We start from the raw sequence: 23,802 nt of genomic DNA, 5'->3' as shown, positions 1-23,802 counted from the left end.
CTCTGTTTGCGCACGGCTTCTCGCGACAGCCCTGCCTCGGCTCTGCTGGCTACACCAATTCCCTGCCCTTGGCGTCGATGGCGTTGGCCACGGCCTCGTCGGTCGCTTCGTCGGGCAGCAACATCTCGTTGTGCGCCTTGCCCGACGGGATCATCGGGAAGCAGTTGGCAAGCGTCGCCACGCGGCAATCGAACAGCACCGGCTTCTTCACCGCAATCATCTCCTTGATCGCGTCGTCCAGTTCGTCCGGCTTCTCGCAGCGAATGCCGTGGCCGCCATAGGCCTCGGCCAACTTGACGAAGTCCGGCATCGCCTCGGTGTAGGAATGCGACAGCCGGTTGCCGTGCAGCAGCTGCTGCCACTGCCGCACCATGCCCATATACTGGTTGTTCAAGATGAAGATCTTGATCGGCGCGTTGTGCTGCACCGCAGCGCTCATCTCCTGCATCGTCATCTGCACCGAGGCATCGCCGGCGATGTCGATGACCAGCGCATCGGGATGCGCGATCTGCACGCCCAGTGCCGCCGGCAGGCCGTAACCCATCGTGCCCAGCCCGCCTGACGTCATCCAGCGGTTCGGCTTCTCGAAATGATAGTGCTGCGCCGCCCACATCTGGTGCTGGCCGACCTCGGTGGTGATGTAGGTGTCCATGCCCTTGGTCAGTTCGTAGAGCCGCTCGATGGCGTATTGCGGCATGATCACGTCGTTGTTCATCTTGTAGGCGAGCGAGTCGCGCGCGCGCCACTTGGCGATCTGCTCCCACCAGGGATAGAGCGCCTTCTTGTCGGCCTTGGCGCTCGCCCGCCACAGCCGCACCATATCCTCCAGCACCCGGCCGACATCGCCGATGATCGGCACTTCGGTGTGGACGTTCTTGTTGATCGACGACGGATCGATGTCGATGTGGATCTTCTTCGAGTTCGGCGAGAAGGCTGTCAGCCTGCCGGTGATGCGATCGTCGAACCGCGCGCCGATGCAGATCATCACGTCGCAATCATGCATGGCCATGTTGGCTTCATAGGTGCCGTGCATGCCCAGCATGCCCATCCAGTTCTTGCCCGATGCCGGATAGGCACCGAGGCCCATCAGCGTCGAGGTGATCGGGAAACCGGTGAGATCGACCAGTTCGCGCAGCAGATGGCTTGCTTCCGGGCCGGAATTGATGACGCCGCCGCCGCTGTAGATGATCGGCTTCTTGGCGCCGGCCATCAGTTCGACCGCCGCCTTGATCTTTTCCAAATCGCCTTGGACCTTGGGCTGGTAGCTGGTGCGCGGCGCGATCTGCGGCGGGACGTAGAATCCCTTGGCGAACTGCACGTCTTTTGGGATGTCGACAACGACCGGACCGGGACGGCCGGTGGTCGCGACATGGAAAGCCTCGTGGATGGTCGCGGCGAGCTCGTTGACGTCCTTCACCAGCCAGTTGTGCTTGGTGCAGGGACGCGTGATGCCGACCGTATCGCATTCCTGAAAAGCGTCGGAGCCAATCAGCGAGGTCGGCACCTGCCCGGTCAGGCAGACCAGCGGGATCGAATCCATCAACGCGTCCTGCAGCGGCGTCACCGCATTGGTGGCGCCGGGTCCGGAGGTCACCAGCATGACGCCGGCCTTGCCGGTCGAGCGCGCATAGCCTTCCGCCGCATGGCCGGCGCCCTGCTCATGGCGCACCAAGATGTGCTCGACCTCATCCTGCTGAAAGATCTCGTCGTAGATCGGAAGGACGGCGCCGCCCGGATAGCCGAAGACATGCTTGACGCCATTGTCCTTCAGCGCCTGCACCACCATTTCGGCGCCTGTCATTTCGCGCCGTTCGTTCTGTCCGTTGCTCATCGGTCTGGTCCCGTACTGTCCGCCGTCTGGCGATTGCTGGTCGTTTAGTCGTGTTTCAGGCAATAAAAAAGGCCCCCGAGGGAGCCTGTGTCTTGCGCATGGGGGGGTTTTCGCCCGGCGGTTACACCGCCTTGCCCACGCGCTTTCCTACGAGAATGAGTGCCGTTTTCATGGTGGCGGACACTAAGGGCGGGCAAGGCAGCCTGTCAACGGGAAAAATCGCGCCGGCAATCAAGGTGTCCCAGAGCCGGCAAATGATCATCACGAATGCGCAACGGTGTCCCTGAGCCGAAGCCTGAATCCTGCTCTTTAGACAAGCCATTGAAACCACAGGAAACTATGGTGGGGCGTGACGAAGGCCGCCATCTTTGCCGATACTTCATCGTTCGGCTGGCACGTCCGGCCGAGATCTGGATTTCACGGGAGGAAAGCTGATGCTCGACAAGGCCCCAAACAAGAAACTGTCCGACCTGCTCGATCAATTCGGCGCCGCGCTTGCCGCCAATGACATCGAGAAAGCGGTCGATTGCTTTCAAGAGGATTGCTACTGGCGCGACCTCGTTACCTTCACCTGGAACATCAAGACCATGGAAGGCCGCGACCGGGTCCGCGACATGCTGAAAAGCCAGTTGTCGAACACCAGGCCATCGCATTTCGCCATCGCCAAGGGCGAGGACGCGACCGAGACCGGCGGGCTGATCGAGGGCTGGATCAGCTTCGAGACGGAAGTGGCACGCGGCTTCGGCCATATCAGGCTGAAGAACGGCAAGATCTGGACGCTGCTGACCACCATGGCCGAACTGAAAGGCCACGAGGAGCCGGCAGGCTTCGCGCGGCCGATGGGCGCCAGGCACGGCTCGGGCAAGAACCGTCCGACATGGAAAGAAGAACGCGAGAGGGAAGCCGCCGAGCTCGGCTTCAAGACGCAGCCCTATACGGTGATCATCGGTGGCGGCCAGGGCGGTATCGCGCTCGGCGCGCGGCTACGGCAGCTTGGCGTTCCCACCATCATCATCGAGAAGAACGAGCGGGCCGGCGACAGCTGGCGCAAGCGCTACAAGTCGCTCTGCCTGCATGACCCGGTCTGGTACGACCATCTGCCCTATATCGACTTCCCCAAGAACTGGCCGGTCTTCTCGCCCAAGGACAAGATCGGCGACTGGCTGGAAATGTACACCAAGGTGATGGAGCTGAATTACTGGTCCTCGACCGAGGCCAAAAGCGCGTCCTATGACGACAAGACGAAGGAATGGACCGTCGTCGTCCACCGCGACGGCAAGGACATCACGCTGAAGCCGAAGCAACTGGTGCTGGCCACCGGACAGTCCGGCAAGGCCAATCTGCCAAAATTCAAGGGCATGGAGACCTTCAAGGGAGACCAACACCACTCCTCGAAGCACCCGGGTCCCGACGCCTATGCCGGCAAAAAGGCCGTCGTCATAGGCTCCAACAATTCCGCCCACGACATTGCCGCGGCCCTTTGGGAAGCCGGCGCCGACGTGACCATGGTGCAGCGATCGAGCACCCATATCTCCAGGTCCGACACGTTGATGGAAATCGGACTGGGTTCGCTCTATTCGGAGCAGGCGCTGCAGAATGGCATCACCACCGCCAAGGCTGATCTCATCTTCGCTTCGCTGCCCTACAAGATCCTGCACGAGTTCCAGATCCCGGCCTATGCCGAGATGAAGAAGCGCGACGCGGCATTCTACAAGGGTCTGGAAAAGGCTGGCTTCATGCTCGACTGGGGCGACGACGAATCCGGCCTGTTCATGAAGTATCTCCGGCGCGGCTCTGGCTATTATATCGATGTTGGCGCCTCGCAGCTGGTCATCGATGGTTCGATCAAGCTGAAGAGCGGCGTCGACGTCGAGGAAATCAAGCAGCACTCTGTTCTGCTCAGCGACGGGTCGGAACTGCCTGCGGAGCTCATCGTCTACGCCACCGGGTACGGCTCGATGAACGGTTGGGCCGCCGATCTGATATCCCGCGAAACCGCCGACAAGGTCGGCAAATGCTGGGGCCTCGGCTCGAACACCACCAAGGATCCCGGCCCCTGGGAAGGTGAGCTGCGCAACATGTGGAAGCCGACGCAACAGGAGGCGCTGTGGTTCCACGGCGGCAATCTGCACCAGTCACGTCACTATTCGCAATTTCTGTCGCTGCAATTGAAGGCGCGGCATGAAGGCATCGCGACGCCGGTCTACGGGCTGCAGCAGGTGCACCACAAGGGGTAGGCGAGCGCCATTCCGGCGAAGCCGGAAGAAAGAAGGAGGCACGGCTTGCACCCTGCCTCCTTCCCTAGGGAATTTACGCCGGCTTGCCCGCGGCGAACTGCATCACCACCCGCTGCAGCAGCGGCACGTAATCGCGAAATGTCCGTGTCTTCATGTTGGCGATCTTGCCGCTCTCGTCCCAGATGCGGACCCGGACCGCTTCCTCATGGAAAGGGTTCTTGCGGAACTCGGCGACCTCCTCGGCATTCATCGGCCCGCCCTGCAGCGACAGCGTGTGCACCGAGGCCTGCGAAAGCCTGCCGAAATAGGTCGGGTCGGTGGCGCAGAGATAGCGCTTGGCGGCGACATGCAGCCTGACGCATTCGACGATGACAGGTGGAAAGAACGGCGCCAGCACCTCGCCGCCGGCCTCGTCATGATGCTTGTCCTCGACATCCTCGGGCGAATAGGTGCCGAACTCGCTGGTGTAATGGCCGATGTCGTGCAGCAGCGCCGCCGCCACCAGTTCGTCCGGCGCGCCGTCCTTTTCAGCGAACCAGGCGCCCTGCAGCATGTGCTCCGACATGGTGACGGGTTCGCCGAGATAGGATTCGGCGCCCCGGCGCTCGAAGATGTCGGCGATGAACTCGACGATGGTGTCCGCGTTCAAATCCTGGCCGCTCATTCCGCGGCCTCCTTGAACCCGTGCTCGATTGCCGCGAGCGTCGACAGCAGACCGTCCTTGTCCGCGTAGCAACCCTGCAGCCAGCGCTTACCGGTACCGGAAAACGCCTTGCGGGCATGCATGACGCGGGTGTTGTCGACGATGAACGCTTGCCCCGCTTCGAGCTTGAACGTCACCTCGAAGGATGGATCCTCGATCAGTTCCGCAAACCGGCGATAGGCGGCGTAGTACGCTTCCATATCGCTGAACGGCACGTCGACCGTCGGCGCCAGCGAGCGGTTGTTGAAGCGGATGCAAATCAGCTCGCCATCGGGCCCGAGCTCGATCATCGGCCGCTTCGCCTGCAGCCGCACGCCGGAAGAGCCGGCATACTCGAAGCGCGCCGGGCATGAGCTCAGCAGCCGGAAGCCTTCCGGGTTCTCAGCCTGCAGCGCAGCCGCGACTGCAAACCCGTCGACGACACTGGACTCGCCGCCCTCAACCGTATTCTCGATGCAGGACAGGATCTGCAGCGTCGGAACAGGGTCGCGATAGGGATTGTCGGTGTGCGCCTGGAGGCCGAGATTCGTGTAGGCGAGATTGTTCGGATTGACCTCGGCGCGCACTTCGAACCAGCGCCCGTAATTGGTTTCCCTGATGTAGCCGAAAAGATCGGACACTTTGCACAGTGCCCCGGATTCGGTCGGCAGATCATCCATCACCGCGAAGCCATAGGTTTTCACCGCCGACAGCCATTGCCCCAGCACAGCGCGATCGCGGTTGGCCGCAACATAGCCGGCGCGCGGCACCGAATTCTGCATCGAGGCCTTGGTCCATCGCACGGTGGCCTCGCCTGTCCAGCCGGGCTGGCGGCCTGCGTCACGATCATAGGCATTGGCGCTCAGCCATGCCGCGGGAAAGCTGACCGTCTTCTGCTCGGGCACGAAGCTGACTTCCAGGGCGCCGCCTTTGATCGACGCGGCGCCGATCCTGGTGTCGGCGGGAATGTCGAGAATGGTGATGAGCCGTTGACCATTGCCGGCGCTGCGCGTCTTGTCGTCCAGCGCATTGTCGCGCAGCCACATGGCGTGAAAACGGCTGCGCGACCCGTCCTGCCAGCCAAGGTCGATTGTTCTGCCTTCGTCGCCGATCAGCGCGTGGGTGAGCATGGAGATCCGTTCCTGTCCATTGCGTCCCCCGCAGCCTGATCCGCAGGGTTTCGATTGCATGTTGATCGCGCGACAGGCATAACTCAAATTATCATTTTTTAGCCAATGACTGCAGAATACTAATGGCTCGTACAAATACACCGGTGCCGCCTCTGGACTGGCTGCGCAGTTTCGAGGCGGCGGCGCGGCTGTCGAATTTCACCGCGGCGGCAGCCGAGCTCGGTCTCACCCAGGCAGCCGTCAGCCAGCACATCCGGTTTCTCGAGGAGCGGCTCAAGACACGTTTGTTTTCGCGGCTGGCGCGGGGCGTCGCACTGTCGCCGGAGGGAGCAGCCTACCTGCCTCACATCCAGTCGGCCTTCGCCACCATCGGCAACAGCACCGCGGAACTGTTCGAGCCGCGTGCCGTCCAGACCGTGACCATCCGGGCCCCGATCTCCTTTGCCTTGCTCATGCTGGTTCCGGCGCTGCCCGATCTCGCGAAGGCACTGCCGCGCATCCAGCTCGATCTGGTGACGATCCATCGCCCTGCTGACTACGATCTGCCGGGCTCGGTGCTCGACATCCGCTTCGGCAACGGATCCTTCCCCGGCCGCGAAGCCGACAGGCTGACCGCCGAGCGGCTCGTGCCGGTGGCCGCACCTGCGCTCACCGGCGACGACGACTGGACCTCCCCGCCGCTGCTTCTCGTTGCCGGCGCACGCGAGATGTGGGCGGAATGGTTCGCCGCCGCCGGGTTGGCCGGCCACCCCAGACGATCGCACCGTTTCGATAGCTTCGTTGCCGCCATGGAAGCGGCCAAGGCCGGCGCCGGTGTGCTGCTTGGCTCGCGGCCGCTGGTCGATGCGGCGCTCGACAGCAAGACGCTGGTCAGCCTTTCCGACTACGAACTCTCCAGCATATGGGGGCATTTCCTGACCAAGGCGTCGACAGCCCGGCTGACCGGCGCCGAACAGGATTTCCGCCAGTGGCTGCTCCTGCGCCTCTCCGCGCCGGCATGACTGGTTATGAGATTGGCCCGATCCGCTTCCAGTAGATCAACGTGCCGGTCAGCCCGCCATGCGGCTTCAGGGCATAGTTCGGTATCTCACCGGCCAGCGTGAAGCCCAGCCGCTCATAGAGGCCTGAGGCGCCCTCCTCGGTCGCCGTGTCCAGAACCAGCAGCGTGCGGCCCCTCTCGATGGCAAGGCTCTCGGCGGCCCGCATCAGGCGCGTTCCCACACCCCTGCCCCGGTAATCGACTGATGTCATCAGCTTGGCGATCTCGGCCCGGTGCGGCTGGTTGGGCGGACAATCGAGCAGCAAGGTCACGGTGCCGACCAGGTTTTTGCCGTCCCAGGCGCCAAGCACCGATCTTTCGCCCCTTGCCGCCGCGGCCAGCGATTTTTCCCAGAACGTCCTTGCCGCCTGCGGCGCCAACGGATGCATGAAGCTGACCGAACCGCCGGCCGCCACCGTTGCGACCAGCAATTCGGCCAGCATGTCCTGCGTCTCGGCAGCCGGGTTCAGGGTTGCGATCTCGATCGAGTTCATGTGCAGGATATCCTGTGATTGAGATAGAAGCGGGCGCATTGCTGTCAGTCCAGATGGCGCGCGCGGCGTCGCTTTCGCGCCGCCTTGATGGCGCTGATGCGGTCGGCGTCTTCGTGCCCGAGATGCCGCCCGCGCTCGAGGATCTCGAGCGTGTACTCCTCATAGGTCAGGCCAAGCCGCTCGGCTCTGTCCATGCGCAGCAGCATGACCTCGTGGCTCGGCGCCTTCCACGCCCTGGCATGGGCGGCCTGCCAGGCAAGAAAGATGTAGGGATCGCCCTTGCCCCATGGCGGGCCCTTGTACTCATCGAGAGGCGGCCCCCCATTATGGGAGCGCTTTGGTCTTCTTGCCATTGTGTCAGCCCCTGACCAGCGCGACCAGGTAGTCGGCGCCTGGTTCCAGGGCATGGAAGGTGCAGTCCGACGGCGCCCCAAGCGCCAGGCAGTCGCCTGATACAAGCTTGTGCACCGCCTCACCTTCGATGAATTCGAGCCGCCCGGAAATCAGCCATATCTGCTGCTTGATGAAGGCGTATGAAGCGGCCGGAAAACTGACCTTGGCGCCCGCCGGCAGATGCACCTTGATCAGTTCCAGCGGCATATCGCCAGCCGGCGAAAGATGCCGCCTGACATAGCCGGTGTCGGGATCGCGCCACACCGGCTGGTCGGCCTCGCGCAATATCCCGCCGCCCTGCAATTCCGCGCGTGCGATCAAGGTCGACAGCGTCATGCCGAAGGCCGACGCGATGCGCACCAGAAGCGCCGCCGTCGGGCTGGTCTTGCCCCGCTCGATCGTGCTGAGCATCGCCTTCGAGACGCCGGAACGCTCCGCGAGTTCGGCCAGGGACCAGTCGCGCACGATCCTTTCGGCGTGTATCCTGCGGCCGATCGTCGAGGAAATGTCGTTCGCTATATCATCCATATGTCTATTATAGCGAAAAATAGACGCCGGAGAAGAGCCGCCTTGCGACAATTTTCACGGGCCCCTTAATGCTCTCTACACCATCCGACCTCATCGGGCCTTAACCCCATTCGGGTAGGATCGATGTTCCAGGGAAATGGGGATTGGCCTGTCCATGTATGTCGAACGCGAAGCCTCCGTTGGAGAACCGACATCGCAGGAGCGCCGCGACGCCGAGCAGAGCGACAGACGCATTCTGGGCAATGTCGTGCAATGCGACGGCGCGCGCGCCACCATCAGCGCCTATGCGGACGATGTCGACGGCGCGGTGACCGGTCTGTGGACGGTCGGCAAGATGATCTCCATCAATCTTGGATCGACGCGAACCGTCGGCCTTGTCTACGCAATCGGCAAGTCGGACCGCGCCTGGAGCAATGAGGGCCAGAACGCCATCGAGGTCAGCATCGAATTGATCGGCGAAGTGCGTGACGGAGCAGAGCCCGGCGCCAAACCGGTCTTCGATCGCGGCATCACCACCTATCCGCATATCGGCGCCGTTGCGCATCGCATCCGCACCCGCGACCTGCAGGCGGTCTATGACCTCGCCGGGCGTCATTCGATCACGATCGGCACGCTCGCGCAGGACGAGACGATCGCCGCCAACATCGCCATCGACGATACGCTGGCGCGTCACTTCGCCATTGTCGGCACCACCGGCGTCGGCAAATCCACCGCCGTCTCGCTGCTGCTGCGCAAGTCGATCGCGGCACGGCCGGATCTGCGCATCCTGATCCTCGACCCGCACAACGAGTTCGCTGCATCGCTGCCCGAATACTGCGTCAGGGTCGATTCCAAAACCCTGGATCTTCCGTTCTGGATGTTCACGCTGGAGGAATTCGCCGAGGTGCTGTTCCGGGGCCGCGAGACCGAGCCGGAAGAAATCGACGCCTTGCGCGACCTCATTCCGGCCGCCAAGAATCTCTACCGCAACCCGAATTCGGGCTCCTATATCAGGCGCGGCAGCGATGCGCTGACCGCCGATACGCCGGTGCCTTACCGCATCGCCGACCTGCTCAAGCAGATCGATGAGCGCATGGGCATGCTCGAAAGCAAGACCGATCGCCCGACGCTCAAATCGCTGAAGACGCGCATCGAATCGGCGGCGGCCGATCCACGTTATCGCTTCATGTTCAACTCGCGCCTGATCGAGGACACCATCCACGAGACGATCGGCAACATCTTCCGCGTGCCGCATCATGGCCGCCCGGTAACCTGCTTCGAAATGGCCGGCATGCCGTCGGAAGTGGTCAATTCGGTCTGCTCGGTGCTGGCGCGCCTGGCCTTCGACCTCGCTCTGTGGAGCGAGGGCAAGCTGCAGCTTCTGTTTTTGTGCGAAGAAGCGCACCGCTATATGCCGGCCGACCCGCGCCTCGGCTTCGCGCCGACAAGGCACGCGCTGTCGCGCATTGCCAAGGAAGGCCGCAAATATGGCTGCTATCTCGGCGTCGTCACCCAGCGCCCGGGCGAGCTCGACCCGACCATCCTGTCGCAATGCTCGACCTTCTTCGCCATGCGGCTTGCCAATGAGCAGGACCAGGCGATCATCCGCTCGGCGATTGCCGATTCTTCCGCCTCGACGCTTGCCTTCCTGTCCTCCATGGGCCAGCGCGAAGCCATCGCCTTTGGCGAAGGCGTAGCGACGACCATGCGGCTGAAGTTCGAAAAACTGCCGAGCCACCTGCTTCCTGGCACCGCCAAGCGCGAAGAGGCCGCCTCGTCGAAGCCGGGCGACGATGTCGATCTGGTGGCGATCGTGGAACGACTGCGCAACGTGCCTAAATCAACGCAGCAGGCGATGGCCTTCGCCGAGGTCGTCGATTCAGGCCGCCAGGCCGGCGATCCCGACTACCGCAAGCCACCCGCCGCGCGCGCGCCATCGGACGATGATTTCGACATGCGCTACGGCCTCAAGCCCGCAACCTTCGGCCTGCGCCCGCAAAACGATTGAGTTTGGGCGTCACACACATCGGCGGGTGGGTCTGAGCACCCAAGTCAGGGCTTCCGAGATCCATTGGAAAAGCCTGGGTAAATCCCGTCAGGGAATTCGTCAGGCTGAGTCGGGTGGTGCTGTTTTCGAGAACCGAAGCGGAGCGGACATTTGAGTCCGTGAGCATCGGAAGCGCAGAAAACGGCGCCAGACGGTCAGCCTCACGAATTCAGTGATGGGATTTCAGGCGCAGACGCGGTTGCGGCCTTGCCTCTTCGCCTCGTAAAGCTGGCGGTCGGCGCGGCGATAGAACTCTTCAGCTGTTTCCTTGCGGTCCCAGACGGCAAGCCCGACGCTGGTGGTGATCTTGAGGCGGACATTGCCTGACAGCACCGACATGTTGGCGATCGCCTTGCGGATGCGCTCGGCAAACTTGCCCAGAAGCTCGGCGTCCATATTGGGCGTGACCACGGCGAACTCCTCGCCGCCCAATCGCGCCACCACATCGTGGTAGCCCGTCATATCCTTGAGACAGTTCGCGACGGCCTTGAGCACTTCGTCGCCGACGTCATGGCCGTGGGTGTCGTTGACTTGCTTGAAATGGTCGAGATCGAGGATCATCAGCCCGACGGGCTTTTCGATGCGCCGGAACTCCTCGAGATACTCCTTCAGCGCATCATCGAAATAGCGCCGGTTCTGCATGCCGGTCAGGCCGTCGGTCAGCGCCGCATGCTCGAGTGTTTCCGAGCGCGCGCTGAGCGAGACCGTCATGGCGCGCAGCTTGCCTTCCTCCGTCGCCTGTTTGCGGATCAGCGGATAGATGAAGAAAATGCCGAAGAACAGCGCGGTGGCCAGGAGCACGCCGGTCGCGAACAAGAGCTTGTTGAGATAGATGACCTTGTCCAGACCCGAAGCCGTATGCAACTCGTCGGCGAAGGATTGCAGAAGTCCGTAAGCATGCAGCGTCACCAGGCCGGCGGCCAGGATCACGAATATAAAGACGAAAAATGCTGATTCCGCCTTGTGGAAACGCATCTGCTCCCCGTTGGAAAAGTGCCCACCGACCTTATGGCATGGGCGGGCTTACGGAGGGTTAATTTGGACAACCACAACGGGAACCTTTCCTTGCAGGTAAACTTTTCAGGTTGCATCGGAAGCAAGCGCTGAGATCGTGGTTTCCAGATCATCACCGGGGCGCAACCTCAGCCATTCCGGCCCCAATTGATGCCTGAACCAGGTGGTTTGCCGCTTGGAATATTGCCTGGTCGCGATCTTGGCGCGTTCGATTGCCTCGGGAAAGCCAATCTCTCCGGCCATCGCTGCCTGCAGTTCGCGAACGCCGATCGCTTTCATCGCCGGCAATTCGGGATCGAGGCCAAGTGCCGCAAGCCGCTTGACCTCATCCAGCGCGCCCTTGTCCAGCATCTGGTCGAAGCGTTTGTCGATGCGTCCGACCAACGCCGGCCGATCCGGCTCGATCACCAGGAAACGCGCGCTTTCCCTGTCGATGAGCGGCTGGCCGCGCTCTGCCTGCCATTCCAGGATGGAGCGGCCAGACGCATCGAGAACCTCCAATGCGCGCACGATACGCTGGCTGTCGGTTGGCTTGAGCATCATGGCGGCCGCCGAATCCTCGCGCAGCAGCAGGCTGTGCAGCTTGACGGCGCCCTGCTCCTTCAACTCATAGCGCCAGCGGTCGCGGACCCGCTGCGGAATGTCGGGCATTTCCGAAATGCCCTCGGCCAGCGCGCGAAAGTAGAGCCCGGTGCCGCCGACAAAAATCACTGGCCGTTCGGAGAATGTGCCGTCCTCGATCAGCTTCATCACGTCGCGCAGCCAGGCGCCGGTGGAATAGGCGGTGGCCGGTTGGACATGGCCATAAAGATAATGCGGTGCGCGGGCGAGGTCGGCCGCCTCCGGCCGGGCGGTCAGCACGTCGAGCACCGAATAGCCCTGCATGGAATCGGTGTTGACGATCACGCCACCCCTGCGCTCGGCCAGATCGAGCGCAAGCGCCGACTTGCCGCTGGCGGTCGGCCCGGCTATCAGGATCGCGTTCTTCACGCGGCCCTCGCCCGCCTGCCCGCCGGAATGTTTCATGCCGCTCATCGCCACGCTTGTTTCCCGTCCCACTGAGCGCGCTTTGTCGCTGTCGCTTGCGAATATGGCCTCACGGTCGGTCCACGCAAGCGCTGTTGTCTGGCTGGCTGAAGCTATTGCCTGCGATCTCGTCCTGCCTGAGGCAGCCGACGCCGCCGTCACGAGTGCCGTCTTGCGCACGGCACTCGCCGGCGAGGCGGTCGACGTGATCGTCCAAGAGGCAGAAACCCGCCGCAAGAAAATCCTGATCGCCGACATGGATTCGACCATGATCGACCAGGAATGCATCGACGAGCTGGCCGACGAGATCGGCTTCAAGAATCATGTTGCGGCCATCACCGCGCGATCCATGAATGGTGAGATCGCCTTCGAACCGGCTTTGCGTGAACGGGTGGCGTTGCTCAAGGGCCTCGACGCCGCCGTGGTCGATCGCATCGTCGCCAATCGCCTGACGCTGGCCGCGGGCGGCCGTGTTCTGGTCCGGACCATGCGCGCCAACGGCGGCTGGACGGCACTCGTATCTGGCGGGTTCGAGGTGTTCACGACGCGCATCGCCGCCATGCTCGGCTTCCAGGAGAACCGTGCCAATCGCCTGCTCGAACAGGATGGCCGCTTCACCGGCCTTGTCGGCGAGCCGATCCTCGGCCGCGCCGCCAAGGCGGACGCGCTGATCGAAATTTCAGCGCGCCTCGGTCTGACGCCCGTCGACGCCATCGCCGTTGGTGACGGCGCCAATGACCTCGACATGATCCGCCTGGCCGGTACCGGTGTCGCGCTTCACGCCAAGCCGACGGTGGCGGCACAGGCCAAGGTCCGCATCGATCATGGCGACCTGACCGCGCTGCTTTATGTGCAAGGCTACAGGCAGGAGGAGTTTGTGCAATGAAACCAATGCGTACCGAGCGCCTGATCCTGCGCAACTGGGAGGATCGCGACCGCGACCTGTTCCACCGCATAAACTCCGACGACCGGGTGATGGAGTTCTTTCCGTTCCGCCGTGGCCGCGCCGAGGCGGATGCCAAGATGGATCAGTTCCGCGCCGCCATCGACCGCGATGGCATTGGCTTTGCGGCCGCAGAAATCGCCGCATCGGGCGAATGTATCGGTTTTGTCGGTGTAACCGGAACCGATCACATGGACTTCCTGCCAGCCAGCATGATCGAGATCGGCTGGCGATTGGCGCCTGAATTCTGGGGCAGAGGTTACGTCACCGAGGCGGCTCAGGCATGGCTTGCCTACGGCTTCGAAACAATCGGCCTTGACGAAATCGTCTCCTTCGCCGTCGCGGACAACCGCCGCTCCACCGCCGTCATGGAGCGCCTCGGCATGAGAGCCGATCCATCGGCCGACTTCGATCATCCCGGCATTCCCGACAGCCACCCCGCGCTCAAGCGCCATGTGTTCTACCGGCTCTCCCGCGCCGATTGGGAACAAGGAGAAAGGGCGGCTTGCTAGCCGCCCTTTTTATTCAAGATGAGGATTTCGCCGGATCTTCCGGATCTCAGTCCATTCGGATCGTCACGAACCTGAGCTCGCCGGTCTTCGAGGCCAGCATCAAGAGTGCATTCTTGCGCCCCTGTTCCTTCAAGGCGCCGATGCGGTCCATGACATCCTTGGGGGTGGCAACCGATTCCTGTGCGATCTCGGTGATCACCTCGCCTGGCTGGATGCCGCGTTCGGCGGCTGCCGAGTCCTTGGTGACGTCGGTGATGACGACGCCCGAAACATCGGCCGCGATGCTGAACTTCTTGCGTGTCTCGTCGTTCAGTTCGCCGACCGTCATGCCGAGCACCGAAGCAGTGGAAACGGCTGGAGCCTTGTCACCCTTGTCCTGGTCGGTATTGCTGCCCTCCTCGCCGCTGGCGAGTTTTTCGCCATCCTCGAGCCGGCCGAGCGTCACTTTCACGGTCTGCTCGACACCCTTGCGCACGATGAGCACATCGACCGCCTTGCCAACCGGGCTTTCGGCGACGACGCGCGGCAGATCGCGCATCTCATGGATGTCCTTGCCGTCGAACTTGATGACGACATCGCCCGCCTGGATGGTGCCATTGTCGACCGGGCCACCCTTGATCACGCCGGCGACCAGCGCGCCCTTGGCGGTCGCCATGCCGAGGCTTTCGGCGATGTCGTCGGTCACCGGCTGGATGCGCACGCCCAGCCAGCCGCGCCGCGTCTCGCCGAACTGGCGCAACTGGTCGACGACGCCGGACGCGAGCTGCGAGGGGATGGAGAAGCCGATGCCGATCGAACCGCCGGACGGCGAAATGATGGCCGTGTTGATGCCGATGACTTCGCCGGCGCTGTTGAACAGCGGTCCGCCGGAATTGCCACGGTTGATCGCGGCATCGGTCTGGATGAAATCGTCATAGGGGCCGGAATTGATGTCGCGGTTGCGAGCCGAGACGATGCCGACCGTCACCGTGCCGCCGAGGCCGAACGGATTGCCGATCGCCATCACCCAGTCGCCGACGCGCATCTTGGTGGAATCGCCGAACTTCACCGCCGTCAGCTTGTGGCCTTTCGGATCGACCTTGAGCACGGCGACATCGGTCTTGGTGTCGGTGCCGACCAGCGTCGCCTTCAAGGTGACACCATCGGAGAAATTGACCTCGATGTCGTCGGCATCGGCAATGACATGGTTGTTGGTGACGACGATGCCTTGCTCGGCATCGATGACGAAGCCGGAGCCCAGCGACTGCACCTTCTGCGAGCCGTTGTCCTTGTCACCGCCGCGGTTCTTGAAGAAATCGTCGAAGAAGTCCTGGAAGGGCGACCCCTCGGGCAATTGCGGCATCGGCACGGCGCCCGGGCCTTCGGTGCCCTTGACCGTCTGCGAGGTCGATATGTTGACCACCGCGCCGAGCAGGCCTTGCGCCAGATCGGCGACCGAAGCGGGTCCATCGGCGGCAAATGTCGGCGTCACGAAGGACGGGACAGCGACGGCGCTGACAAGAAGTGCCGCCGCGCTGGCGATAAATGTCCGCCGAGCCGCGCACAGAATTGTATTGGATGTCATCGAGAAGCCTCCCGGTATCCTTGAAAAGAAAAGCGCTTCGACGAAAACGCCGCGTCACGCCATGTTGGCAAAAAATACGGCACGTTTGCGGCTATGACTATCGGCAGAGGATAAATCATCGCAGCCGTCATGCGCCTCGTACCAGCCAGACGATGCCGACGCCGATCACGATCGCCGCCAGCCCGGCGATCCGCAGCGCGTTCTCGGGCAGCGACAGCACTTCGGTGGCAAGTTTCCTGGCCAGGCCGGGAAAACCGCCATAGACCAGACCCTCTATGACAAGGACCAGGCCCATGGCGGCAAGAAAATCCTGCACCGGCCGCTACTGGCCGGTGCTGGGCTGTGCCGGCGCGGCGGGTGCCGTCGCCGGAGCGTTTGGCGCAGGCGAAGCCGGCTTTGCCGGCCCCTCGCCGCCGTCGGGATTGCGGAAGAAACGGAAGAACTCCGAGTTCGGCGAAAGCACCATCGTCGTTCCGGTGTTGTCCAGCGCCGTGCCATAGGCGTTCATCGACCGGTAGAAGTCGAAGAAGGCCGGATCGCGCTGATAGGCTCCCGCGAAGGTGGCGCTGCGCTGGGCTTCGCCCTCGCCGCGCAGGATTTCCGACTCTTTTTGCGCTTCGGCGACAATCTCGACCACTTCGCGATCGGCGCGGGCCGTGATGCGCTGCGCCGCTTCGTTGCCGCGTGCCCTCAGCCGGGCAGCTTCCGCCAGGCGTTCCGCCTTCATGCGGTCGAAGGTCTGCTGCGAGACTTCGGCCGTGAGATCGGTGCGGCGAATGCGGACATCCTCGATCTGCAGGCCGAGCGATGTGGCATCGGGCCTGAGCTGGTCGCGGACTTCGCGCATCATCACGCCGCGCTCTTCGGAGAGTGCTGCCTCGAAATCACGCAGACCATAGACACGGCGCAAGGCAGCGTCGAGACGCGTCCTGAGCCGGGCCTCGGCCAATTCGATCTGACCGGACACCGCGGCGCGGAAGACCCGCGGATCCGAGATGCGATAGGCGATGAAGGCATCGACCTCATAGAACTTGCCGCCCGAGACCTGGACGCGAATGTTGTCGAGGTCGAAGCGCAGCACCCGGTTCTCGATCAGTTGCACCGTATCGGCGTCGAAGAACGAGAACGGCGCCTTGAAGTAGATGCCGGGTTCGCTCTTGACGTCGACGATCTCGCCGAACCTGAGCACCAGCGCCTGCTGACGCGCATTGACCACGAAGACCGACGAATAGAGCAGGAACAGGATAACCGCTGCTGCGACGACGATGATGGGAAGACGGTTGGCCATCACTGGTTACCTCCCGTAACGCCACTGGGCGCAGCGGGTGCCGGCGCTTTCGGCTGCAATGCCGGCAGCGGCAGATAGGGAACGACCCCTTGCCCGTTGCCCTGCTCGACGATGACCTTGCTCGAATCCTTCAGAACCTTCTCCATGGTTTCCAGGTAGAGGCGCTTGCGCGTTACATCGGGCGCCTTGGCATATTCGTCATAGACCGAGATGAAGCGCTGCGCCTCACCCTCGGCTTCCTGCACGACCCGGTTCTTGTAGGCGGCCGCGTCTTCGCGGATCTGTGCGGCCTCGCCGCGCGCCTGCCCGAGCTTCTGGTTGGAGTACTGGTTGGCCTGCTCGACGAACTTGTCCTCGTCCTGCTCGGCGCGCTGCACCTCGTCGAACGCATCGGCCACTTCACGTGGCGGTGCCGCATCCTCGATCGAGACGGCGTTGACGTTGAGACCGGCCTTGTAGCCGTCCAGCGTCGTCTGGATGATTTCACGCACCGAGGCGGCAATGCCCTGGCGGTCGTCGCGGAAGATGTCCTGCGCCGGCCGGCGGCCGACGGCTTCACGCATGGCGCTTTCGGCAACCTGCCGCAGCATGCCGTCGGGATCGGACACATCGAAGAGATACGCGCTCGGGTCGGAGACCTGATAGGCCACCGAGAACTGGACGTTGACGATGTTCTGGTCGCCGGTAAGCATCAGCCCGGACGTGTTGCCACTTGTCGCGCCGCCGCCGCCGATATCGACGAGCTGCTCGGAAATCTTGGCCGTCTCGACGGTTTCGAGCGGCCACCAATGGAAATGCAGGCCAGGCTGCGACAGTTCGGTCTTCGGCTTGCCGAAGCGCAATTCGACCGCGACCTCGTCGGGCTGCACGGTATAAACCGCCTTGAACGCCCACAGCACCACAAGTGCAGCCGCGATCAGGGCGAAGATAGCCGGGCTTGCGCCGCCGCCACCCGGCAGAGCGCGCCGCAGCCGGTCCTGGCCGCGGCGGATGATGTCTTCGAGATCGGGAGGCGAGCCCTGTGGGCCGCTGGGTCCCTTTGGACCCTGCCCCCAGGGTCCCTGATTGTTGCCGCCGCCACCCCATGGGCCGCCGCCACCGCCGCTTTTGTCGTTCCAGGGCATGAATGTCCTTTCGCTTGGAATTCCCTCAAGCGCCGGTATTACGGCGCAAAATCCAGTATTGTTCTTCTATAGGGACGCCACGAGGCGCTTTCAACGCGATGCGCTGCCGACTTCGTCCGATTTGTCCGGTCGCGACCCTTTGTCTTCCTTCAATGCCCCTTTTTTCAGTCAATGTCTCTCTCGACGCCGCTCGTAAACCGAATAGCGCGTCGGGTGGCTGTCCTTTTCCCCGGCCGGGACGTCGTGCGAGCTGACAATACGCCAGGAATCAGGATCGATCGGCGGGAAATGCGCGTCGCCGTCGACCGCTGCCAGCACATGGGTGACATGCAGCCGATCGGCCAGAAGCATGGCCTGGGCATAGATTTCGCCGCCACCGATGACGCACACCTCGTCCACACCGACCATGCGGCGCCCGCGCTCCGTCGCCAGTTGGATCGCGGCTTCGAGCGAATGTGCCACCTCTACGCCCTCGGCGCGCCAGGTCTTGTCGCGGGTGACGATGATGTTCAACCTGCCCGGCAGCGGCCGGCCGATGCCCTCATAGGTCTTGCGGCCCATGATGATGGGCTTGCCCATCGTATCGGCCTTGAAGCGCTTGAGATCGGTGGAGAGCCGCCACGGGAGCCCGCCGTCCCGCCCGATCACGCCGTTCTCGGCGATGGCAACGTAGATTGCGACATGCATCAATTGTCGTCCGTTGACTCGAGGATCAGGATGTCGATGTCGCGCTCGGGGTAGAAATTATCCGCCGTCATCTCGAATGTCGTCGGTCCGGTCTTTCTGACATTGTCGCCGCAGAACGAGACCAGGGCTTTCGGATTGCCCTTGTCGATCGTCAGCTTGAACTTGCCGATCGTGCCGGTGGCCCAGTTGCCGCCGGTGGTCAGGATATAGGCGATGCGGTTCTCGACATATTTGGGGTAGCCGTCAGGGTCGCTCTTGGCCGCCTTGCGCACCGCATTTTCGAATGTATCATCCATGCAATAGCGGGCCTTGTAGGCCGCATACTGACCCTGGAATTTGCCGTCGTAGAAGAAGCTGACTGAAGACGTGCCGCCGACGCTCGGTCTGTAGTGGTGGGAAACATGGACGTCCTTGTTGGCCGGAAAGGTCGAACGCCACCAGTAGGTCGAACGCAGTTGCCAGAACGGCGTGTAGACCTTGGTCGTCTCCGTGCCGTCGCTGCCGGTGTCCTCGATGATGATGCCGCGGTTCACCCAGTCATCGACAACCGCTTGCGGCAGCTTGGCCAGCGCCGCCTTCGCCGCATCGCCGAAAGGATAGAACGGCACGTTTTGCGCCTTCAGCTCTGCGCTGATTTCGATGCCTAGCGCCAACACCTTCTGCTCCAGCTGAGGCTTGACGGCGGCACCGTCGATCGTCACCTCGAAGCCGAGGAAATTGTCGCTCTGGTTTTCGGGAATCGCCGGGATTTCTTCGGGATTGCCCGATATTTCGGGCATCGGGAAAGCGACGATGGCCTCGACATCCCGATCGGTGTTGTTATGGAAGACATAGTCGACCGTGACCTTTTCCGGCGAGATGAAAAGGTCCTCGCTTTGCATCGCCACGGCATCGCTGCGCGACAGGATCAGGCCGCCAGTGCCAAGTTCGGCAACCGAATCATTGGCGAAGGCGGGCGCGGGCGAAAGGGCCAGCACGGCGGTCAGAACATATCGCAACATGGAAGCCCCCTCGGCTAGAATGCCTGCAGGACCCTAGCCGTTTCAATGTAGCGTTTCAAAGCCCTTCCGCATCCGCTAGCGCACCAAAAAGGGTCTGGAGCAAGCGGTCTGGACACCCAGCAGCGGTCTGGACACGCGCCAGCGCGGTCTGGACTAACGGGTTCCGATCGGGCAGGAATTCGCCCATGCGCAAGCTTCTCGTCATCGGCATCGGCGCCGGCAATCCCGACCACATGACCGTTCAGGCCATATCAGGCCTGAACCGGGCGGATGTGCTGTTCATTCCCGATAAGGGCGCGAAAAAAAATGAGCTGGCCGAACTGCGCCGCCGGATATGCGACCGCTTCGTCACCAATCCGAAGTCCCGCCGCGTCGAATTCGACGTGCCGGCGCGCGACCTGCCAATGGAAGATGGGCCAGTAGAAGATGGGCCGGCCCCCTCCTACCGCGCGACCGTCGACGACTGGCACGAAGCCATCGCCGCCATTTACGAAGGCCTGATCCGCGACGAGATTGCAGACGACGGCTGCGGCGCCTTCCTGATCTGGGGCGACCCTTCGCTCTATGACAGCGCGTTGCGCATCCTCGAGCGCGTGCGCCTGCGAGGAAATGTAGCGTTCGAGCTTGAGGTGATCCCCGGCATCACCGCTGTCCAGGCGCTGGCCGCCAGCCACAAGATGGCACTGAACCGCATCGGCGATTCCGTCCTCATCACCACCGGCCGCCGCCTGACCGAGGAAGGCATGCCGGACAATGCCGGAAGCGCGGTCGTCCTGCTCGACGGCAAATGCGCCTTCAACACGCTGGACGACAAGGATCTGATCATCCACTGGGGCGCCTATCTCGGCACACCAGACGAGCTCCTCATTTCGGGCCGTCTCGGCGATGTCGGTGCGGAGATCGAAAAGGTTCGCGACTACGCCCGCCGAATGAAAGGCTGGATCATGGATACGTACCTGCTCCGAAAGCCCAGGGAAGAGGAATAGGCCCTACTGCCTACTGCCTACTGCCTACTGCCTACCCTATCCCGCATCAATCTCCGCCTGCAGCGCCTCCATATGCGTCGCCGCCGCCGCAGCCGCCGCACGCTCGATGGCGCGAAAACGGCTGACCACCGCCAGCCCCACAGCCGTCAGTTGCGCGCCGCCGCCCTTGCGGCCACCGGTCTGTGCCGCCACCAGCGGCTTGCCGAACACCCGGTTCATGTCCTCGACCAGGTCCCAGGCGTGCTTGTAGGACATCTCCATGCCGCGCGCGGCGGCCGAAATGGAGCCGAAGGCGGCGATCTGTTCCAGGAGTTCGATCTTGCCCGGCCCGACGCGCCCGTCGGGGTCGAGATTTATCCGCAAGCTCAGCGACGGCATCATTATTCTCCGCGGTCCAACCTCATACTAGAAGCTCCCTGGCGAAACCGCTATTCCAAAAAGATATAGCGGGATCACCCATCCACCTCGGCGGGCAGGCCGGCGCCGGTGTTCGCCCGATCGAAGCTCACCGTCTTGATCACCGCGAAAACCTTGCCGCCAAGATGGAGCTTCAGCGCCTGCCGCGACTGTTCGGTGATGCGGGCAAGCACGGTTGCACCATTGCAGTCGATACCGACCTCGACCGCGGGCCCTTCGCCGGGGCTCATCGCGGTAATGGTCCCCGGCAGGATGTTGAGCGCGCTGAGACCCCTCGGCTTTTCGGTGGCGATCATCACATCGCGGGCGCGGATACGGATGCGCACCGGCGTACCTGTCTTCATCGCCAGCTGTGGCACCCGGAACTCGCCCGCGGCCGAGCCGAGCACGGTCATGCCGAAAGTCTCGTCGTGATGCAGCACCCTGGTGTCCAGCACGGCGCCGCCCTCGCCGCGCTCCTCCGCCGGCAACAGGTCGAGCCTTTGCATCACCGCCTCGGTCGGCCCGCTGGCAACGACATTGCCCTGCGCCAGCATCACCACGTCGCTGGCCAGCCTCGCCACTTCGGCGACTGAATGACTGACATAGACGATCGGGATTTTCGTCTCGTCGCGCAGCCTTTCGACATAGGGCAGGATTTCGGCCTTGCGCGCTTCGTCGAGCGAGGCCAGCGGTTCGTCCATGAGCAGCAGTCTGGGGCTGGCAAGCAATGCCCGGCCGATCGCCACGCGCTGTTTCTCGCCGCCCGAGAGCTTTGCCGGCCGCCTGTTCATGAGCGGCCCGATGCCGAGCAGGTCGACGACGGCATCGATATCGGCGTAGCGCTCCGCCGGCGGCGTGAACCAGCGGCCGTAGCGCAGATTGCCGGCAACGCTCATATGCGGAAACAGCCGTGCGTCCTGGAACACCATGCCGATGCGGCGCTTGTGCTTCGGCACGAAAATGCCGGCACCGGTATCGACCAGCACACGGCCGTCGACCTCGATGCGTCCCTTGTCGGGCCGGATCAGCCCGGCAATCATGTCGATCAGCGTCGTCTTGCCCGACCCAGACGCTCCGAACAGCGCCGTCAGCCGCCCAGCGCTTTCGAAGCGGGCGTCGATGGCGAAACCGCCGAGCCGATGACTGATGTCGACGAGAACGCTCATTCGATGTCCAGTCGCCGGCCGACACGCCGCGCCAGCACCTCCGAGGCCACAAGTGCTGCCATGGAGATGACGATGGAGATCAGCGTCAGGCGGAGCGCCCCTTCATCGCCCCCCGGCACCTGCGTGAAGGTGTAGATCGCCGACGGCAATGTCTGCGTCTCATTGGGAATGTTGGAGACGAAGGTGATGGTGGCGCCGAACTCGCCCATCGCCTTGGCGAAGGCCAGGATGGCGCCGGCGATCAGCCCGGGCAGAATCAACGGCAGCGTGATGGTGGCAAACACCCACAGCGGATTGGCGCCGAGCGTTCCCGCCGCCGCTTCCATCTTGCGGTCCACCGCCTCGATCGACAATCGGATCGCCCGCACCATCAGCGGAAAGCCCATGACGCCGCAGGCCAGCGCCGCACCTGTCCAGCGGAAGGAGAAGACAATGCCGAAATGCTCTGCCAGGAAAGCGCCGGCCGGGCCGCGCCGGCCGAAGGTGAGCAGCAGCAGATAGCCGGTCACCACGGGCGGCAGGATCAGCGGCAGATGCACCAGCCCGTTGAGAACGGTCTTGCCCCAGAACTGTCCCCGGGCAAGCAGCAGCGCAATCAAGATGCCTGGTGGCAGGCTGGCGAGCATCGCCACCGTTGCCACCTTGATGGACAGCCGAACCGCATTCCATTCGTCGGGAGTGAGATCCAGCAGCCAGTTCATAGTGCCCCTTGGAACTCAGTTGCTCGGCGCGAGCACAGTAAATCCCTGATCCTTGAACAGCGCGGCCGCCTTGGCCGACTGCAGGCATTTCAGGAAAGCCGGCGTATCCTTGTCCTTCGAATCGGCGGTCTGGGCAACTGGATAGATGATCGGCGGATGCGAATCCTCCGGGAAGGTGCCGACCACCTTGACGCCCCTTTCAGCATGCGCGTCGGTGGCATAGACAATGCCAAGGGCGGCTTCGCCCGTCGAAACCAGCTTCAGCGCCGCGCGCACGTTTTCGGCCTGCGCCACCTTGCCTTCGACCGAGGACCAGACGCCGAGCGATTCAAGTGCGGCCTTGCCGTATTTGCCGGCCGGCACCGCTTTGAAGTCGCCCATGGCGAGCTTGCCGTCGCCGATCAGCTTGGCGAGGTCAAAACCCTTCTCGATCCTGGTGTCGACCGCCGAGTCCTTCGGCGCCACCAGCACGATCTCATTGCCGAGCAGCTTCACTTCGGTGTCCGGCTTGGTCAGCTTCTTGTCGGAGAGATATTTCATCCAGTCGAGGTCGGCCGAGATGAAGACGTCGGCAGGCGCCCCGCCCTCGATCTGTTTGGCCAGCGCCGAGCTCGCGGCATAAGAGACAGTCGCCGCCTCGCCGACATCGGCCTCGCAGGCCTTGTTCACGGCGTCGAGCGCGTCCTTGAGGCTGGCCGCGGCAAACACCACCACCTTGTCTTCCGCATGTGCTGCCGGCACGACTGCCATCAGCGCCGCAGCGAAACCGCCAATGGCGATCGCCCTCGATCCAAAACCTTTGCGCAGCATGGAAACTCTCCTCGGTTTGAAAGCTAGTCAGCCCTAAGTCTCCGACCGATATATCCGCATGAATATAACAAGGGAAGGCCCGGCGCCCCATGAAAGCGTCCGTACGACACCAATTGTCCTCGAAAGACCGGCAAAGAAACCCTGGAAAGATCAGTGCCCGCAACATCCCCTCCGGGGAACGATCGCCGAGATCGTCAAGGAGCCACCACCTCGCATGTCAC

Annotated in this window: 24 protein-coding genes; 6 read left to right on the top strand and 18 right to left on the bottom strand. The window is 63.0% G+C overall.

Annotation, left to right across the window (positions count from 1 at the left end; all coding sequences use genetic code 11):
• Positions 1–49 precede the first annotated feature (49 nt).
• Positions 50–1,831 carry an acetolactate synthase 3 large subunit gene (locus EOA13_RS13380; RefSeq protein ID WP_127293142.1) on the bottom strand — a complete coding sequence of 594 codons (1,782 nt, stop codon included), beginning with the start codon at positions 1,829–1,831 and terminating at the stop codon, positions 50–52.
• Positions 1,832–2,265: 434 nt separating this feature from the next.
• On the opposite strand from EOA13_RS13380, the gene EOA13_RS13375 reads away from it, so the two are divergent.
• The gene (locus EOA13_RS13375) at positions 2,266–4,068 is read left to right on the top strand and encodes an NAD(P)/FAD-dependent oxidoreductase (RefSeq protein ID WP_127293140.1); all 1,803 of its coding nucleotides are present in this window, start codon (positions 2,266–2,268) and stop codon (positions 4,066–4,068) included.
• 73 nt (positions 4,069–4,141) lie between these two features.
• Here EOA13_RS13375 and EOA13_RS13370 read toward each other — a convergent pair whose 3' ends face one another.
• Entirely contained in the window at positions 4,142–4,732 is a 591-nt protein-coding gene (locus tag EOA13_RS13370) for an HD domain-containing protein (protein ID WP_127293138.1), read from the bottom strand.
• Complete coding sequence (locus EOA13_RS13365; protein ID WP_127293136.1) at positions 4,729–5,880, bottom strand: gamma-butyrobetaine dioxygenase; 1,152 nt, start codon at positions 5,878–5,880, stop codon at positions 4,729–4,731. Before EOA13_RS13365 ends, EOA13_RS13370 begins: the two co-directional genes overlap by 4 nt.
• A 122-nt stretch (positions 5,881–6,002) precedes the next feature.
• On the opposite strand from EOA13_RS13365, the gene EOA13_RS13360 reads away from it, so the two are divergent.
• Positions 6,003–6,881 carry a LysR family transcriptional regulator gene (locus EOA13_RS13360; RefSeq protein ID WP_127293134.1) on the top strand — a complete coding sequence of 293 codons (879 nt, stop codon included), beginning with the start codon at positions 6,003–6,005 and terminating at the stop codon, positions 6,879–6,881.
• A 4-nt stretch (positions 6,882–6,885) separates the two neighbouring features.
• Here EOA13_RS13360 and EOA13_RS13355 read toward each other — a convergent pair whose 3' ends face one another.
• Genes EOA13_RS13355 through EOA13_RS13345 form a run of 3 tightly spaced genes read right to left on the bottom strand, consistent with a single transcriptional unit; the run spans position 6,886 to position 8,334 of the window.
• Positions 6,886–7,413, bottom strand: coding sequence for an N-acetyltransferase (locus tag EOA13_RS13355; protein ID WP_127293132.1), 528 nt, complete (start codon positions 7,411–7,413; stop codon positions 6,886–6,888).
• A 44-nt stretch (positions 7,414–7,457) separates the two neighbouring features.
• Positions 7,458–7,766 carry a hypothetical protein gene (locus EOA13_RS13350; RefSeq protein WP_127293130.1) on the bottom strand — a complete coding sequence of 103 codons (309 nt, stop codon included), beginning with the start codon at positions 7,764–7,766 and terminating at the stop codon, positions 7,458–7,460.
• Positions 7,767–7,770: 4 nt separating this feature from the next.
• The gene (locus EOA13_RS13345) at positions 7,771–8,334 is read right to left on the bottom strand and encodes an XRE family transcriptional regulator (protein ID WP_127293128.1); all 564 of its coding nucleotides are present in this window, start codon (positions 8,332–8,334) and stop codon (positions 7,771–7,773) included.
• Between the two features lie 154 nt (positions 8,335–8,488).
• Between EOA13_RS13345 and EOA13_RS13340 the strand changes: the two genes are divergently transcribed.
• A complete protein-coding gene (locus tag EOA13_RS13340) occupies positions 8,489–10,321 on the top strand; it encodes an ATP-binding protein (protein WP_127293126.1) in 1,833 nt (610 codons plus the stop codon).
• 222 nt (positions 10,322–10,543) lie between these two features.
• Here the strand turns inward: EOA13_RS13340 and EOA13_RS13330 are convergent, their stop codons facing one another.
• Together EOA13_RS13330 and miaA are read right to left on the bottom strand one after the other, a co-directional pair.
• Positions 10,544–11,335, bottom strand: a complete 792-nt coding sequence (locus EOA13_RS13330) for a GGDEF domain-containing protein (protein WP_127293122.1) — start codon at positions 11,333–11,335, stop codon at positions 10,544–10,546.
• A gap of 105 nt (positions 11,336–11,440) precedes the next feature.
• Positions 11,441–12,409 carry a tRNA (adenosine(37)-N6)-dimethylallyltransferase MiaA gene (gene miaA / locus EOA13_RS13325; protein ID WP_127293120.1) on the bottom strand — a complete coding sequence of 323 codons (969 nt, stop codon included), beginning with the start codon at positions 12,407–12,409 and terminating at the stop codon, positions 11,441–11,443.
• Between miaA and serB the strand changes: the two genes are divergently transcribed.
• Both serB and EOA13_RS13315 read left to right on the top strand, forming a co-directional pair.
• Positions 12,399–13,286, top strand: coding sequence for a phosphoserine phosphatase SerB (gene serB / locus EOA13_RS13320; RefSeq protein ID WP_127293118.1), 888 nt, complete (start codon positions 12,399–12,401; stop codon positions 13,284–13,286). The two genes, miaA and serB, sit on opposite strands and share 11 nt — an antisense overlap.
• On the top strand, positions 13,283–13,855 hold the full coding sequence (locus EOA13_RS13315; RefSeq protein WP_127293116.1) for a GNAT family N-acetyltransferase: 573 nt from the start codon (positions 13,283–13,285) through the stop codon (positions 13,853–13,855). Before serB ends, EOA13_RS13315 begins: the two co-directional genes overlap by 4 nt.
• Before the next feature lie 46 nt (positions 13,856–13,901).
• On the opposite strand, the gene EOA13_RS13310 is transcribed toward EOA13_RS13315, so the two are convergent.
• The 6 genes from EOA13_RS13310 to EOA13_RS13285 all read right to left on the bottom strand — a co-directional run bounded on the left by EOA13_RS13310 (position 13,902) and on the right by EOA13_RS13285 (position 19,519).
• Positions 13,902–15,419, bottom strand: a complete 1,518-nt coding sequence (locus EOA13_RS13310; RefSeq protein WP_127293114.1) for a DegQ family serine endoprotease — start codon at positions 15,417–15,419, stop codon at positions 13,902–13,904.
• Between the two features lie 127 nt (positions 15,420–15,546).
• Positions 15,547–15,735 carry a DUF2065 domain-containing protein gene (locus EOA13_RS13305; RefSeq protein ID WP_023813072.1) on the bottom strand — a complete coding sequence of 63 codons (189 nt, stop codon included), beginning with the start codon at positions 15,733–15,735 and terminating at the stop codon, positions 15,547–15,549.
• Between the two features lie 6 nt (positions 15,736–15,741).
• The gene (locus tag EOA13_RS13300; RefSeq protein WP_127293112.1) at positions 15,742–16,707 is read right to left on the bottom strand and encodes a protease modulator HflC; all 966 of its coding nucleotides are present in this window, start codon (positions 16,705–16,707) and stop codon (positions 15,742–15,744) included.
• Entirely contained in the window at positions 16,707–17,831 is a 1,125-nt protein-coding gene (gene hflK / locus EOA13_RS13295) for an FtsH protease activity modulator HflK (protein ID WP_023813074.1), read from the bottom strand. Before hflK ends, EOA13_RS13300 begins: the two co-directional genes overlap by 1 nt.
• 168 nt (positions 17,832–17,999) lie before the next feature.
• Positions 18,000–18,518, bottom strand: coding sequence for a dihydrofolate reductase (locus EOA13_RS13290; protein WP_023813075.1), 519 nt, complete (start codon positions 18,516–18,518; stop codon positions 18,000–18,002).
• The gene (locus EOA13_RS13285; protein ID WP_127293110.1) at positions 18,518–19,519 is read right to left on the bottom strand and encodes a DUF4424 domain-containing protein; all 1,002 of its coding nucleotides are present in this window, start codon (positions 19,517–19,519) and stop codon (positions 18,518–18,520) included. Before EOA13_RS13285 ends, EOA13_RS13290 begins: the two co-directional genes overlap by 1 nt.
• Before the next feature lie 185 nt (positions 19,520–19,704).
• Between EOA13_RS13285 and cobF the strand changes: the two genes are divergently transcribed.
• Positions 19,705–20,505 (top strand): precorrin-6A synthase (deacetylating), encoded by an 801-nt coding sequence (cobF, locus tag EOA13_RS13280; RefSeq protein WP_127293108.1) that lies wholly within the window; start codon positions 19,705–19,707, stop codon positions 20,503–20,505.
• A 36-nt stretch (positions 20,506–20,541) separates the two neighbouring features.
• Here cobF and EOA13_RS13275 read toward each other — a convergent pair whose 3' ends face one another.
• The 4 genes from EOA13_RS13275 to modA all read right to left on the bottom strand — a co-directional run bounded on the left by EOA13_RS13275 (position 20,542) and on the right by modA (position 23,581).
• Entirely contained in the window at positions 20,542–20,883 is a 342-nt protein-coding gene (locus tag EOA13_RS13275) for a winged helix-turn-helix domain-containing protein (RefSeq protein WP_127293106.1), read from the bottom strand.
• Positions 20,884–20,957: 74 nt separating this feature from the next.
• Positions 20,958–22,070, bottom strand: a complete 1,113-nt coding sequence (gene modC / locus EOA13_RS13270) for a molybdenum ABC transporter ATP-binding protein (RefSeq protein WP_127293104.1) — start codon at positions 22,068–22,070, stop codon at positions 20,958–20,960.
• A complete protein-coding gene (modB, locus tag EOA13_RS13265; protein ID WP_127293102.1) occupies positions 22,067–22,771 on the bottom strand; it encodes a molybdate ABC transporter permease subunit in 705 nt (234 codons plus the stop codon). The genes modC and modB overlap by 4 nt, the downstream gene beginning before the upstream one ends.
• A gap of 15 nt (positions 22,772–22,786) precedes the next feature.
• Positions 22,787–23,581 carry a molybdate ABC transporter substrate-binding protein gene (gene modA / locus EOA13_RS13260; RefSeq protein WP_127293100.1) on the bottom strand — a complete coding sequence of 265 codons (795 nt, stop codon included), beginning with the start codon at positions 23,579–23,581 and terminating at the stop codon, positions 22,787–22,789.
• Positions 23,582–23,802: the final 221 nt, after the last annotated feature.

The sequence above is a fragment of the Mesorhizobium sp. M7A.F.Ca.US.011.01.1.1 genome, from assembly GCF_003998295.1.
In the GTDB taxonomy this organism is placed as follows: domain Bacteria; phylum Pseudomonadota; class Alphaproteobacteria; order Rhizobiales; family Rhizobiaceae; genus Mesorhizobium.
This window is presented reverse-complemented; position numbering and strand designations above follow the sequence as displayed.

Bases quoted from the DNA above. Each gene is read 5' to 3' on its own strand.
- EOA13_RS13380 (WP_127293142.1), bottom strand. From the start codon at position 1,831: ATGAGCAACGGACAGAACGAACGGCGCGAAATGACAGGCGCCGAAATG.
- EOA13_RS13375 (WP_127293140.1), top strand. From the start codon at position 2,266: ATGCTCGACAAGGCCCCAAACAAGAAACTGTCCGACCTGCTCGATCAA.
- EOA13_RS13370 (WP_127293138.1), bottom strand. From the start codon at position 4,732: ATGAGCGGCCAGGATTTGAACGCGGACACCATCGTCGAGTTCATCGCC.
- EOA13_RS13365 (WP_127293136.1), bottom strand. From the start codon at position 5,880: ATGCTCACCCACGCGCTGATCGGCGACGAAGGCAGAACAATCGACCTT.
- EOA13_RS13360 (WP_127293134.1), top strand. From the start codon at position 6,003: ATGGCTCGTACAAATACACCGGTGCCGCCTCTGGACTGGCTGCGCAGT.
- EOA13_RS13355 (WP_127293132.1), bottom strand. From the start codon at position 7,413: ATGAACTCGATCGAGATCGCAACCCTGAACCCGGCTGCCGAGACGCAG.
- EOA13_RS13350 (WP_127293130.1), bottom strand. From the start codon at position 7,766: ATGGCAAGAAGACCAAAGCGCTCCCATAATGGGGGGCCGCCTCTCGAT.
- EOA13_RS13345 (WP_127293128.1), bottom strand. From the start codon at position 8,334: ATGGATGATATAGCGAACGACATTTCCTCGACGATCGGCCGCAGGATA.
- EOA13_RS13340 (WP_127293126.1), top strand. From the start codon at position 8,489: ATGTATGTCGAACGCGAAGCCTCCGTTGGAGAACCGACATCGCAGGAG.
- EOA13_RS13330 (WP_127293122.1), bottom strand. From the start codon at position 11,335: ATGCGTTTCCACAAGGCGGAATCAGCATTTTTCGTCTTTATATTCGTG.
- serB (WP_127293118.1), top strand. From the start codon at position 12,399: ATGCCGCTCATCGCCACGCTTGTTTCCCGTCCCACTGAGCGCGCTTTG.
- miaA (WP_127293120.1), bottom strand. From the start codon at position 12,409: ATGAGCGGCATGAAACATTCCGGCGGGCAGGCGGGCGAGGGCCGCGTG.
- EOA13_RS13315 (WP_127293116.1), top strand. From the start codon at position 13,283: ATGAAACCAATGCGTACCGAGCGCCTGATCCTGCGCAACTGGGAGGAT.
- EOA13_RS13310 (WP_127293114.1), bottom strand. From the start codon at position 15,419: ATGACATCCAATACAATTCTGTGCGCGGCTCGGCGGACATTTATCGCC.
- EOA13_RS13300 (WP_127293112.1), bottom strand. From the start codon at position 16,707: ATGGCCAACCGTCTTCCCATCATCGTCGTCGCAGCAGCGGTTATCCTG.
- hflK (WP_023813074.1), bottom strand. From the start codon at position 17,831: ATGCCCTGGAACGACAAAAGCGGCGGTGGCGGCGGCCCATGGGGTGGC.
- EOA13_RS13290 (WP_023813075.1), bottom strand. From the start codon at position 18,518: ATGCATGTCGCAATCTACGTTGCCATCGCCGAGAACGGCGTGATCGGG.
- EOA13_RS13285 (WP_127293110.1), bottom strand. From the start codon at position 19,519: ATGTTGCGATATGTTCTGACCGCCGTGCTGGCCCTTTCGCCCGCGCCC.
- cobF (WP_127293108.1), top strand. From the start codon at position 19,705: ATGCGCAAGCTTCTCGTCATCGGCATCGGCGCCGGCAATCCCGACCAC.
- EOA13_RS13275 (WP_127293106.1), bottom strand. From the start codon at position 20,883: ATGCCGTCGCTGAGCTTGCGGATAAATCTCGACCCCGACGGGCGCGTC.
- modC (WP_127293104.1), bottom strand. From the start codon at position 22,070: ATGAGCGTTCTCGTCGACATCAGTCATCGGCTCGGCGGTTTCGCCATC.
- modB (WP_127293102.1), bottom strand. From the start codon at position 22,771: ATGAACTGGCTGCTGGATCTCACTCCCGACGAATGGAATGCGGTTCGG.
- modA (WP_127293100.1), bottom strand. From the start codon at position 23,581: ATGCTGCGCAAAGGTTTTGGATCGAGGGCGATCGCCATTGGCGGTTTC.